Here is a 12,591-nt window from a genome sequence, read left to right on the forward strand (position 1 = left end):
CCGGCGGGACTGGATTGCGGTGATGAGCGTGATGCTCGGTGCGTTCATGGCGGTGCTGGACATCCAGATCACCAACTCCTCGCTCAAGGACATCCAGGGTGCACTGTCGGCGACCCTGGAAGAAGGTTCGTGGATTTCCACCTCGTACCTGGTGGCGGAAATCATCATGATCCCGCTCACGGCCTGGCTCGTGCAGCTGCTGTCAGCCCGGCGCCTGGCGGTGTGGGTGTCCCTCGGATTCCTGGTCGCGTCCCTGCTCTGCTCCATGGCGTGGAGCCTGGAAAGCATGATCGTGTTCCGCGCCCTGCAAGGCTTTACCGGTGGCGCGCTGATTCCGCTGGCGTTCACCCTGACCCTGATCAAGCTCCCGGAACACCACCGCGCCAAAGGCATGGCCATGTTCGCCATGACCGCCACCTTCGCGCCCTCCATCGGCCCGACCCTCGGCGGCTGGCTGACGGAAAACTGGGGCTGGGAATACATTTTCTACATCAACATCCCGCCCGGCCTGATCATGATCGCCGGCCTGATGTACGGCCTGGAGAAGAAAGAAGCCCACTGGGAATTGCTGAAAAGCACCGACTACGCCGGCATTCTCCCCCTCGGCGTCGGGCTCGGTTGCTTGCAGGTGTTTCTGGAGGAAGGGCATCGCAAGGACTGGCTGGAATCGAGCCTGATCGTAACCCTGGGCAGCATCGCACTGGTCAGCCTGATCAGCTTTGTGATCGTGCAGACCTCCAAACCCAACCCGCTGATCAACCTCGGCATCCTGCGCAATCGCAACTTTGGCTTATCAAGCATTTCCAGTGTCGGGATGGGGGTCGGGCTGTACGGCTCGATCTACCTGTTGCCGCTGTACCTGGCGCAGATCCAGAACTACAACGCCCTGCAGATCGGCGAAGTGATCATGTGGATGGGCGTGCCGCAGCTGTTTCTGATTCCGCTGGTGCCCAAGTTGATGAAATACGTCTCGCCCAAATGGCTGTGCACACTGGGCTTCGGGCTATTCGGGTTGGCGAGTTTCTCTTCGGGCGTGTTGAACCCGGACTTTGCCGGACCGCAGTTCAACCAGATCCAGATCATCCGCGCCCTGGGCCAACCACTGATCATGGTCACCATCTCGCTGATCGCCACCGCCTACATCCTGCCCCAGGATGCGGGATCGGCCTCGAGCCTGTTCAACATCCTGCGCAACCTCGGCGGCGCCATCGGCATCGCCCTGCTCGCCACGCTGCTGGATGCGCGGACCAAGGTTTACTTTGATTACCTGCGTGAATCCATCGTGCCGAGTAATCCGCAGGTCGCTGAACGGATCGCCTCACTGGCTGACCGGCTGGGCAATGAAACGGCAGCCCTGGGCAAACTCAGCGAAATCGCCCACCAGCAGGCGTCGATCATGGCCTACAACGATGCGTTTCATTTTGTCGGGATTGCGTTGGGGATCAGCATGGTGGCGGTGTTGCTGACCAAAAAGTTGCCGGAGGGGTTGAAGGCTGGGGAAGCACACTAATTGATACTTGCAGCGCCCTGACCGGCCTCATCGCGAGCAAGCTCGCTCCCACAGGGATCACACCGAACCTTGCTCGCGATGAGGCCAGTTCAGACACTACAAATCAAACAGTAATCAACCGCTCGCGCAACTTGCCAATCTCATCACGCATCTGCGCCGCCGCTTCAAACTCCAGATCGCGCGCCAACGCATACATCTTCTCTTCCAGGGCCTTGATACGCTTGGCGATCTCGCCCGGCGAACGCAATTCCGCTTCGTATTTGGCGTTCTCTTCCGCCGCCTTGGCCATGCCCTTGCGCTTCTTGCTGCGCGAACCCGGCACGGTGGCGCCTTCCATGATGTCGGCGACGTCCTTGAACACACCTTTGGGGGTGATGCCGTTGGCCAGGTTGAAGGCGATCTGCTTGTCGCGACGACGCTCGGTTTCGCCGATCGCGCGCTCCATGGAACCGGTAATCCGGTCGGCATACAGAATCGCCCGGCCATTGAGGTTACGTGCCGCACGCCCGATGGTCTGGATCAGTGAGCGCTCGGAACGCAGGAAACCTTCCTTGTCGGCATCAAGGATCGCCACCAGCGACACTTCCGGCATATCCAGGCCTTCGCGCAGCAGGTTGATCCCCACCAGCACATCGAAAGTACCCAGGCGCAGATCACGGATGATCTCGACCCGCTCCACGGTGTCGATGTCCGAGTGCAAATAGCGCACGCGCACGCCATGATCGGCCAAATAGTCAGTCAAGTCTTCGGCCATGCGCTTGGTCAGCGTCGTGACCAGCACTCGCTCTTCCAGAGCGACGCGCTTGGTGATTTCCGACAGCAAGTCGTCGACTTGGGTCAGTGCCGGGCGAATCTCGATTTGTGGGTCCACCAGCCCGGTCGGGCGCACCACCATGTCAATGACGCGGCCAGCGTGTTCGGCTTCGTAGTTGCCCGGGGTCGCCGAGACGAAAATCGTCTGCGGGCTGATGCTTTCCCATTCATCGAAACGCATCGGCCGGTTATCCAGCGCTGAAGGCAAGCGGAAACCGTATTCCACCAGCGTCTCTTTACGCGAACGGTCGCCTTTGTACATCGCACCGACCTGCGGAACGCTGACATGGGATTCGTCGATCACCAGCAAGGCATCGGCAGGCAGGTAATCGTAAAGGGTGGGTGGTGCCGCGCCGGCTTCGCGGCCGGACAGATAGCGCGAGTAGTTTTCGATGCCGTTGCAGTAACCCAGCTCGAGGATCATCTCCAGGTCGAAACGGGTACGCTGCTCCAGGCGCTGGGCTTCCACCAGTTTGTTGTTGGAGCGCAGGTATTCCAGGCGCTCCTGCAACTCGACCTTGATGCCCTCGACCGCGCCCATCAGGGTTTCCCGTGGCGTCACGTAGTGGCTCTTCGGGTAGAAGGTGAAGCGCGGCAGTTTGCGAATGACTTCGCCGGTGAGCGGATCGAACGCCGACAGGCTTTCCACTTCATCGTCGAACAGCTCGATGCGGATCGCCTCGAAGTCGGATTCCGCCGGGTGGATATCGATCACATCGCCACGCACGCGGAAGGTCGCACGGGCAAAATCCATGTCATTGCGGGTGTATTGCAGGTCAGCCAGGCGTCGCAGCAATTCGCGCTGGTCGAGCCGGTCGCCGCGATCCACGTGCAACACCATCTTCAAATAGGTTTCCGGGCTGCCCAGACCGTAGATGCACGACACCGTCGTGACGATGATCGCGTCCTTGCGCTCGAGCAATGCCTTGGTCGCCGACAAACGCATCTGCTCGATGTGGTCGTTGATCGACGCATCCTTCTCGATGAAGGTGTCCGAGGACGGCACGTAGGCTTCCGGCTGGTAGTAGTCGTAGTAGGAAACGAAATACTCCACCGCGTTGTTCGGGAAGAACGCCTTGAACTCTCCGTACAACTGCGCCGCCAGGGTCTTGTTCGGCGCCAGCACCAGGGTCGGGCGCTGCACCTGGGCGATCACATTGGCGATGCTGAACGTCTTGCCCGAGCCGGTCACACCGAGCAGCGTCTGGTGCGCCAGCCCGGCTTCGATGCCCTCGACCATCAGGCGGATGGCTTCCGGCTGATCGCCGGCGGGCTCGAAACGGGTGACTAGCTGGAATTCAGACATGAAATACCTCTGGAATCACGCTTGCCGGCAAAACCGGCACGAACGAGAAAGACCGCAAACGACCGATGTCGCCCGAAGAAAAAACTGGATTGTGCTCAATGTGGAGCCGATTGCCAGCGCTTTCAAGGCAAACGTCCTACATCGCGCAAAACCATTGCCGACGCCTTTCGACTAACGGTCGCAAAATAATCGGAAAAACTTACCTTAAAAGCCGAATAGCCTGTCGCCATTGATCGCGGATGGCCTCTATACTAGCTCCCCGTTTGTGCACCGCTCTAGTGCATTCGGCTGGAGCGCGACACGTCCCTCCACTCTCCATTCAGAGCCGCCGCAATAATGAGCCTGTTCTCCGCTGTCGAAATGGCACCACGCGATCCAATCCTGGGCCTCAACGAAGCATTCAACGCCGATACCCGGACCAACAAAGTCAACCTGGGGGTCGGTGTTTACTGCAACGAGGAGGGGCGAATTCCACTCCTGCGCGCCGTTGTCGAAGCCGAAACCATTCGCGCCGCTCAACACGTTTCCCGTGGCTACCTGCCAATCGACGGCATCGCCGCCTACGACCAGGCCGTGCAAAAGCTGCTGTTCGGCAATGACTCGCCGCTGATCGCTGCTGGCCGTGTAATCACCACCCAGGCCGTTGGCGGTACTGGCGCACTGAAAATCGGTGCCGACTTCCTCAAGCAACTGCTGCCGAACGCCGTTGTGGCGATCAGCGACCCGAGCTGGGAAAACCACCGCGCACTGTTCGAAACCGCCGGTTTCCCGGTGCAGAACTACCGTTACTACGACGCCGCGACCCACGACGTGAACCGTACCGGCATGCTGGAAGACCTGAACGCGCTGCCAAACGGCTCGATCATTGTGCTGCACGCCTGCTGCCACAACCCGACCGGCGTGGACCTGAGCCCGGCGGACTGGAAAAACGTCCTGGACGTGGTTAAAGCCAAAGGCCACGTGCCGTTCCTCGACATGGCCTACCAGGGCTTCGGCGATGGCATCGACGAAGACGCCGCTGCCGTACGCCTGTTTGCCGAGTCGGGCCTGACTTTCTTCGCCTCCAGCTCCTTCTCCAAGTCGTTCTCGCTGTACGGCGAGCGCGTGGGTGCCCTGTCGATCGTCAGCGAATCGAAAGAAGAAAGCGCGCGCGTGTTGTCGCAAGTCAAACGCGTGATCCGCACCAACTACTCCAACCCGCCGACCCACGGTGCCAGCGTTGTCGCTGCAGTGCTGAACAGCCCGGAACTGCGCGCCCAGTGGGAAGCCGAACTGGCCGAAATGCGCCTGCGCATTCGTGGCATGCGTACCCAGATGGTCGACCTGCTGGCACAAAAAGCGCCTCAGCGCGATTTCAGCTTCGTCGGTCGTCAGTGCGGCATGTTCTCCTACTCCGGCCTGACGGTTGAGCAAGTTCACCGCCTGCGCAACGAGTTCGGCATCTACGCCCTGGACACCGGCCGCATCTGCGTGGCCGCGTTGAACCAGAGCAACATCAAGGTTGTGACGGACGCTATCGTCCAAGTCATCTGATGACACCTTGAAATGAAAAACGGGAAGCCATGGTGCTTCCCGTTTTTTATTTGTCACAGATAATTTTCGGCAACTAGAGCGAGCCCTCTAAACTGCACACAACCATCCACTGTGGGAGCGAGCTTGCTCCGGGCGGCGTTCCGACGATAGCGATTGTCCTGCCAACATCAATGTTGAATGTGATGCCCTCATCGCGAGCAAGCTCGCTCCCACAGGTTTGAATACACCCTGGAATTTCTGCGAGAACCCATATGAAAAACGACGACCTGCGCGCCGACCGCGATGACCTGGATGACCTGGATCACTTCACCCCACGCGCCCCGGCAAAACGCGGCAACAACCTGGTGATGCAAGTGGCCGCCGGTGTGTTTCTCGGCGGCCTGGCCCTGTGGCTGGTGCAATTGGGTGCCACGGCGCTCTACGCCAAACTGATGCTTGGCACGATTACCTTCGGCGGTTAAGCCAGTTCGGTCGCGCGCTGGCTGGCAGCGTCGTCGTAGGCGACATACAGCGATTCAGCGACCTGGCTCTTGATCGCTTTAGTGCTTTCCAGGCCCAGGACAAAACCTTCAGCCTTGCCGCCAGCACGGTTCAATGCTTCAGCGGTGCCGGCCTGAGTGATGGCGTCGAACAACTTTTCGGCGTGAGGGCCGACACCTTTGGGCAGGCTGATCAGAGAGATGCTCATGGGTGCACCCCGTGGTGTCGAGGTGTGAGGGTCAAATGATTCATGGCGCGTACCTTTTCGGCGAATGGCCGGCAGCGCGTGTCACCACTTCCGGGCAGCCATGGTAGACCTCTGGGGCGATCCTGGTAACCGCCAATCGCCGCTAAACCACCGCCCGTCCCGATGATTCGCTCAAATTGTTATTCGGTGCTTGACTTCTCTTTTTGAATCAGTAAGATACGCGCCATTCCGCGATAGCTCAGTTGGTAGAGCAAGTGACTGTTAATCACTGGGTCCCTGGTTCGAGTCCAGGTCGTGGAGCCAGACAGCAACATCGAAAAGCCCCTGAATCGAAAGATCCAGGGGCTTTTTTGTGGTCGATTGAAAAGCCAACGCCTGAAAAGCAAAAAGCCGATCTGTCTATTCGACAGATCGGCTTTTTTCAGTTGCCGTGAACGTCAGACATGCTCACTGCTTTTCGTGTGGACCGCCCGTGGTTCCGCCACGCCGTGTTCCGATTCCAGCACCGGAATCTCCTTGCCGTCGCAATCGTGCAGTTTACCGTCGCTGAAGTAGTCCCCTTCACGCAACGCCGCCAGATCCTGATAACGCAGCACCCGCTCGGTACCGGCCGCAAACACCGATTGCTGGTCGGAGTTACCGGCAGTCAGATGGTTGAAGGTCAGGTTCAGCACGATGGCCATGATTGCCGAAGAACTGATGCCCGAATGGAAAATGGTCGCGAACCAGCTCGGGAAGTGATCGTAGAAGCTAGGTGCCGCGATCGGGATCATGCCGAAGCCAATCGAGGTCGCGACGATGATCAGGTTGACGTTGTTGCGGTAGTCGACCTTGGACAAGGTCCGAATGCCGCTGGCCGCGACGGTACCGAACAGCACGATGCCAGCGCCACCCAATACGGAGGTCGGTACGGCGGCGATGACCCGGCCCATGAAGGGCAGCAGACCGAGGATCACCAGGAACAGACCGCCGGTGGCCACCACGTAGCGGCTCTTGATGCCGGTGACCGCCACCAGACCGACGTTCTGGGCGAAGGCGCTCTGGGTGAAGGAACCGAAGATCGGCGCGAACATGCTCGACAGCATGTCGGCGCGCAGACCGTTGCCCAGGCGCTTGGAGTCAACCTTGGTGCCGATGATCTCGCCGACGGCCAGAATGTCCGCCGAGGTCTCCACCAGCGTCACCATCACCACGATGCACATCGACAGGATCGCAGCAAAGTGAAAGGTCGGCATGCCGAAGTGGAACGGCGTCGGGAAGCCGAACATCGGGCCCTGGGTTACGGACGAGAAATCCGCCATGCCAAGGAACACCGCGATCACCGTACCAATGACCATGGCCAACAGAATCGACAGGCGGGAGATGGTCGCACTGCCGATTTTGCTCAGAAACAGCACCAGCACCAGCGTTACCGCCGCCAGACCGATGTTCGCCATGCTGCCGAAGTCCGGCGCATGGCTGTTGCCGCCCATTGCCCAGCGCGCGGCTACCGGCATCAGCGTCAGGCCGATGGTGGTAATCACGATGCCGGTCACCAGCGGCGGGAAAAACTTGGTGATACGCGAGAACACCGGGGTTATCAGTAACCCGATCAGGGACGCCGCTATCACCGCCCCCAGCACCGATTGAAACCCGCCCTCCCCGCCACTGCTGACAATCGCCACCATGGTCGCGACGCCGGAGAAGGATACGCCCTGCACCAGCGGCAATTGACAACCAAAAAACGGTAAACCCAGGGTTTGCAGCAGTGTTGCCAGCCCCCCCGCAAACAATGAAGCAGCAATCAACAAACCGATGTCCGCCGGCGAGAGCCCGGCCGCCTGGCCGATGATCAATGGCACCGCGACGATACCGCCATACATGGTCAGAACATGTTGCAGGCCATAAGCCATATTCGCGCCGATCCCAAGATTTTCGTCCTCGGGTCGTTGGTGTGAAACATGGGGCGTTTTCATGGAGGGGGTTCCCTGGTTTTTGTTATGCGCACACTGTATGCAAGACATAGGACAAATGTCTATAGAGTTGTATACAACTTGTCAGTCACAAAATGGATACTTGTCCATTTCCGCCTGACGCCCACCCTCCTGGCCCCACCAAAAACCTTGAAATACATCCCTCGCTGCCCGCACCCGCGTGCTGACTAGTCTTTTGAATTCCTGGCGACCATCGGTAAGGCCCGCCTCTTCTACATACATATAAAGTATGCATAATGAAGTCATTCGAAATTCAGTTCCACAAGGCCAAGAACGCAGCCAACAAACTCAAGCACCAAGGCATCAGCCTCGCAGAGACTGAACCGGTATTCCATGACGAGCGAGCGCTGACCATCGAGGACAACCACCATGATGAACAACGCTGGATCACCCTGGGGCTGGACGCCAAAGGCCGGTTGCTGGTTGTCGTGTACACCCACCGTGATCCGAATTTCGTTCGAATCATTTCCGCGCGCATCGCCACCAAAAGCGAGCGTCGTCAGTACCTGGAGGCATGACCGATGAAAGACGAATACGATTTCAGTAACGCCAGGCGGGGGGCCGTGGCGCCTGCCAAAGGCAAGACCCGCATTACCATCATGCTCGATGATGCAGTCATCGAAGCGGCCCGCGCACTGGCAGAACACGAGGGGTACGGCTACCAGACGGTGATCAACAATACCTTGCGCCGAGCCCTGCTCAACGAAGGCAAGAGCGCACACCTGAAACAAACCCTCACCCCTGCCGAACTCAAGGGGCTGGAGCAGAAACTGGCAGAGGCCTTGCGCGAAATCCAACGGGTGATGGAGCCGGGTGTTCGGCCCTGAAACACAAAGGGCCGATCAATCGGCTCAGCTCTGTGCGATGTCCAGGATCAGCCTGTTACTGCGGTGCTGCGATCAATCGTTTCAGAGTCCGTGCCAATTGCGCCTGTTCCGGTACGCGAATGCCGAACTCGCTGCCCAGCAGGCCAATCAGTTCCTGAACATCCGTCACCTCCCGCCGCTCGCTGTCATGGCCAATCCGGTGAATCGCGAAGCTGCCATTGTTGAGCGTGCGTCGCCACCCCTCCCCGGTGCGCGCCACCATCAACTGCTTGACGAAAGACGACTCGGGGTGGGTCGAGACGTACCAGTTGCCCACAGCAAAATCGATATCTTCCTGGCGTTGCAGGTCGAAGATGTACATCGCTCGCCATTCACCCGCAACGTTGGCGCGCAGGGTAAAGCCGTCGACGTGCAGATCGATGCGATACGACTCGTGCGGGGTGGGTTGTTCGGCGCGGGTATCAAGCAACAGGGGCGCGGTCGGTACCATGCCGCCGAAGCCGACGTCGGTGATGTAGCGCACGTCATCGATGATGACCAGGCTCAGGCGGTGGGTCCGGGCAGTCCAGGAGCCCTCCGGCTGACCCATCACCACCCGGCCGCTGATGGCACGGGCGTCGAAACCCAATTCCTGTAGCAAGGCCAGGAACAGGTTGTTGAGTTCGTAGCAGTAACCGCCACGACCATCGTGCAAGACCTTCTGCTCTATGGACGGCAAGTCGATCAGCACCGGCTCGCCGGATAATGTGGTGAGGTTTTCAAACGGGAAAACGCCGGTATGGCGCAGTTGCAGCTGGCGCAAGGTTTCCAGGGTCGGTGCTGGAGGTGCATCGAAGCCCAGGCGTTGCAGATACAAATCACGGTCGGTCAGGCGTGGCTCGCTCATCGTTCAGTCCTTTTGCACGCAAGCGGCGGATTGCTCCGCCAGTGGCCGCTATGTATACGGGATCAAGCACTGCCGCCGACAATTGATTTAGCCAATCACCCGGCATGAAAAAACTCAACGCCGCTTGTGCGAGCCCAATTGAATCCAGGTGGGCGCGTGGTCGCTGGCATGGGGCTCGTTGCGCACCCACGCATCCACCCCGGCGTCTTGCAGATACGGACTCAGGGCCGGGTTGAGCAGCAGATGGTCAATGCGCAGCCCCGAGTTTTTCTGCCAGTGCTGACGGAAATAATCCCAGAACGTGTAGAGCCGATCCCGTGGATGCAAGTGCCGCAATGAATCGGTCCAGCCCTGGTCCAGCAACCGTTGGTAGCACTCGCGACTTTCCGGTTGCAGCAAGGCGTCCTTGAGCCAGGAGCGCGGGTTGTAGATGTCCAGGTCGGTGGGCACCACGTTGTAGTCCCCCGCCAGCACCACCGGATGTTCGCTTCCTTCAAGCGTCTGCGCGTAACGGATAAGCCGTTCGAACCACGCCAGCTTGTAATCGAATTTCGGCCCCGGTTGCGGGTTGCCGTTGGGCAAATACAGGCAACCCACCAGAACTCCGTGGACAGCGGCTTCCAGATACCGACTATGGTTGTCGCTGTCATCGCCGGGCAACCCGCGTCGGCTTTCCAGCGGCTGCGCATCCCGCGCCAGGATCGCCACGCCGTTCCAGGACGCCTGACCCTGCCAAATGGCACCGTAGCCGGCCGCTTCAAGCTCAGCCGCCGGGAATGCGCTGTCCACTGCCTTCAATTCCTGCAGGCAGGCGATATCCGGTTTTTCCCGCTCAAGCCAGGCCAACAGATTCGGCAGGCGTGCGCGCAGGCCATTGACGTTGAACGTGGCGATCCGCAACTTTTTCATGAACGGACACTCCTGATGACGAGGTGCCTGACGTGTGACACCAGCAGGTTTCGCAGGTTGCGTCAGCGGTCCCGGGGGGGGGGGGCGGTAGCACCTTGAGCGCAAGCTGGTCGATCATAGGCCTTGCTGACGCTGAGAGCTGTGTGGGAGCGAGCTTGCTCGCGATGGCGTCGTATCAGTGGCCAACCATTTGCCTGACCTGTCGCTTTCGCGGGCAAGCCCGCTCCCACAGGGTTCTCGTTTGGCCATGGATCGGTGGCGCCCTAAGGCCCCGTGCCATTCGTCAACCGGGGCGGCACCAACCGCGTGACCCTTCACACTAACATCAGGTAACGACTCATCCCGGGAGACGACCATGATGAACATAAAAATGACTTCGCTGCTCATGGCCGGATGGTTGTCGGCGACGTCCCTGGCCACGTTTGCGGCGTCCGGCGATGGTCCTGGCGCGACCGGTACGGCACCCGGCGCAACCCGCAATTCAACTCTGCTGCCAGACAACAACAGGCCCAGCGATCCCTCGAGTAATAACGGGCGCGGACAAACCCCCGGCTCGTCAAGCGGCAGCACCGGCGTCAATGGCCCGGGCAGTGGCGCGGGCGGCGGCACCGGTGCGCCCGGTGGCGGAACCGGCGGTGCTGGCGGCGGAACAGGTAGCTGGACAGGCAAAAGCCGCCAATGACATGCCGTCATTGGCCGCTTTTTGTGACCTGAGGCCTACATCGGCTTGACCGCTGGCGGGTTCCACTTGCCATTCAGCGCCTCGGCTTTCGGGCCGTACAGACGCATGGTCAGGTTGAACGGCCCTTTGGGTGCCGGTAGCCAGTTGGCCTCCAGATCCTTGCCAGGGCTTTCGTTCTGGAAGTAGAGATCCAGCGAGCCATCGGCGTTGTTCTTGAACGGCATCCAGCTACTGACCGCAAAACGATTGAGTGAGTTGGCGACCTGGAACCCTTCCGGGTCATACAGGGTGATCGACCAGAAGGCATTCACTGGCGGCGCCTCGCCCTTGTTGAAATGCAGCACATACTTGTTTGCGCCCTCGAGCGGCTTGCCGTTGCTGTCGCCGATGTTCAACGGATAAATCGCGTCCTCGGGCAGGTTGGCACCGAGCCCCACCTGCGTAACGATGGCGCGCTTGAGGTAGTAGTTGCCGTAGACGCCCATGGTGTCAGTGTTCATCGACCAGCCATTGACCTCCCGCGCCAGGGTCGGCACTTTCCAGGTCATCAAGGCCTGCGCATCCTGGGGCACGCTTTGCAGCGCGGCCTGGATTTGCGGATCCAGCGTGTCCATGTCGAACGACTTGCCGGGTTCGATGCCGATCCGTTTGATCTGCGCCAGCATGGGCTGGTCGGTGCTGTGCGGCGGATTCACTTTCAGCAGTTCGGCAGCGTAAGTGAAGTAGTTGGCAGCCGACATGGAATCGACCTGAATCTTCGGTGGCGTTTTCATGTCCACCGCCGGGTCGACCTTCACGGTGACGGCTTCAGGCTCCTTGCCGAACCGGGACAACGGCGTAACCGTGTAACCGGCCTGGATCTTGTGCACCGCCGCGTAATCCGCCGCGCCATCAGTCTTGGTACGGCCGATGACCCAGACAAACGGAGTTGGCGCCGGCAGGTGGCTCATCCCGGCGGGCACCGTCCCGGTCCATCCCGGCGGCGTCACCAGAAATTGCCCGGCCTCAGTGCCCGTGGTGCGCCAGCCCGGCGAAGCGAATACGTCGGTCCACATATCCAGCATCGGTAACAGGTAGAAACGCCCATCGGTATCGGGCGCGGCGATCACCAGCGGTTCCTTGGTCAAGTCCAGCCAGGCAATCGAATACAACGTGTCGAAATTAGAGCGCACCACCCCTCTGAAATCGGCAGGCGGGTACTGCGGCACACTCACAAACATGTTCATCGGGCCTTTACCGAACTCCTTGCCCGGCTCGATGTTGGTGAACTGCTTGCGAGTGACGTCCATGCTCAGCAGCGGGTAAAAATAGATGTAGGCATCCACGCCGATCGAGTGAGCTTCTTCGGCGGTGATTTTCGATTGCGCGTGGCTGGCCAGCGGAAAGATGGCAGTGGCTGCGACGGTCAAAGCAACGGCTGTCAACGTTTGAGGTATCAACATGTTGGCGATCGTCCATGCGAGT

Annotated in this window: 12 protein-coding genes and 1 tRNA gene; 7 read left to right on the top strand and 6 right to left on the bottom strand. The window is 59.8% G+C overall.

Features of this window, described 5'->3' with window-relative positions:
* Positions 1-19 precede the first annotated feature (19 nt).
* Positions 20-1,510, top strand: coding sequence for an MDR family MFS transporter (locus KW840_RS17780; RefSeq protein ID WP_218496865.1), 1,491 nt, complete (start codon positions 20-22; stop codon positions 1,508-1,510).
* 103 nt (positions 1,511-1,613) lie between these two features.
* Here the strand turns inward: KW840_RS17780 and uvrB are convergent, their stop codons facing one another.
* Positions 1,614-3,629 (bottom strand): excinuclease ABC subunit UvrB, encoded by a 2,016-nt coding sequence (gene uvrB / locus KW840_RS17785; RefSeq protein WP_057715588.1) that lies wholly within the window; start codon positions 3,627-3,629, stop codon positions 1,614-1,616.
* Positions 3,630-3,965: 336 nt separating this feature from the next.
* Here uvrB and KW840_RS17790 point away from each other — a divergent pair, with 336 nt between their 5' ends.
* Both KW840_RS17790 and KW840_RS17795 read left to right on the top strand, forming a co-directional pair.
* Positions 3,966-5,162, top strand: a complete 1,197-nt coding sequence (locus tag KW840_RS17790) for an amino acid aminotransferase (protein ID WP_057715589.1) — start codon at positions 3,966-3,968, stop codon at positions 5,160-5,162.
* Between the two features lie 251 nt (positions 5,163-5,413).
* The gene (locus tag KW840_RS17795; RefSeq protein WP_057715590.1) at positions 5,414-5,623 is read left to right on the top strand and encodes a hypothetical protein; all 210 of its coding nucleotides are present in this window, start codon (positions 5,414-5,416) and stop codon (positions 5,621-5,623) included.
* Here the strand turns inward: KW840_RS17795 and KW840_RS17800 are convergent.
* A complete protein-coding gene (locus KW840_RS17800; protein ID WP_057715591.1) occupies positions 5,620-5,850 on the bottom strand; it encodes a hypothetical protein in 231 nt (76 codons plus the stop codon). The two genes, KW840_RS17795 and KW840_RS17800, sit on opposite strands and share 4 nt — an antisense overlap.
* Positions 5,851-6,077: 227 nt before the next feature.
* Here KW840_RS17800 and KW840_RS17805 point away from each other — a divergent pair.
* Positions 6,078-6,153: transfer RNA gene (locus KW840_RS17805), tRNA-Asn, on the top strand.
* Positions 6,154-6,287: 134 nt separating this feature from the next.
* On the opposite strand, the gene KW840_RS17810 is transcribed toward KW840_RS17805, so the two are convergent.
* Complete coding sequence (locus tag KW840_RS17810; protein ID WP_057715592.1) at positions 6,288-7,805, bottom strand: nucleobase:cation symporter-2 family protein; 1,518 nt, start codon at positions 7,803-7,805, stop codon at positions 6,288-6,290.
* 254 nt (positions 7,806-8,059) lie between these two features.
* Here KW840_RS17810 and KW840_RS17815 point away from each other — a divergent pair, with 254 nt between their 5' ends.
* A complete protein-coding gene (locus tag KW840_RS17815; protein ID WP_057715593.1) occupies positions 8,060-8,341 on the top strand; it encodes a BrnT family toxin in 282 nt (93 codons plus the stop codon).
* Positions 8,342-8,344: 3 nt separating this feature from the next.
* The gene (locus KW840_RS17820) at positions 8,345-8,650 is read left to right on the top strand and encodes a BrnA antitoxin family protein (protein ID WP_090454198.1); all 306 of its coding nucleotides are present in this window, start codon (positions 8,345-8,347) and stop codon (positions 8,648-8,650) included.
* Between the two features lie 55 nt (positions 8,651-8,705).
* Here KW840_RS17820 and KW840_RS17825 read toward each other — a convergent pair whose 3' ends face one another.
* Complete coding sequence (locus tag KW840_RS17825; RefSeq protein ID WP_218496570.1) at positions 8,706-9,536, bottom strand: arylamine N-acetyltransferase; 831 nt, start codon at positions 9,534-9,536, stop codon at positions 8,706-8,708.
* Positions 9,537-9,650: 114 nt separating this feature from the next.
* Positions 9,651-10,445 (bottom strand): exodeoxyribonuclease III, encoded by a 795-nt coding sequence (locus tag KW840_RS17830; RefSeq protein WP_218496571.1) that lies wholly within the window; start codon positions 10,443-10,445, stop codon positions 9,651-9,653.
* A 355-nt stretch (positions 10,446-10,800) separates the two neighbouring features.
* Here KW840_RS17830 and KW840_RS17835 point away from each other — a divergent pair, with 355 nt between their 5' ends.
* The gene (locus tag KW840_RS17835) at positions 10,801-11,127 is read left to right on the top strand and encodes a hypothetical protein (RefSeq protein WP_218496572.1); all 327 of its coding nucleotides are present in this window, start codon (positions 10,801-10,803) and stop codon (positions 11,125-11,127) included.
* Between the two features lie 35 nt (positions 11,128-11,162).
* On the opposite strand, the gene KW840_RS17840 is transcribed toward KW840_RS17835, so the two are convergent.
* Positions 11,163-12,569 carry a DUF1254 domain-containing protein gene (locus KW840_RS17840; protein ID WP_218496573.1) on the bottom strand — a complete coding sequence of 469 codons (1,407 nt, stop codon included), beginning with the start codon at positions 12,567-12,569 and terminating at the stop codon, positions 11,163-11,165.
* Between the last annotated feature and the right edge of the window lie 22 nt (positions 12,570-12,591).

It is taken from the genome of Pseudomonas sp. PDM30 (assembly GCF_019218985.1).
Taxonomy (GTDB): Bacteria; Pseudomonadota; Gammaproteobacteria; order Pseudomonadales; family Pseudomonadaceae; genus Aquipseudomonas; species Aquipseudomonas jessenii.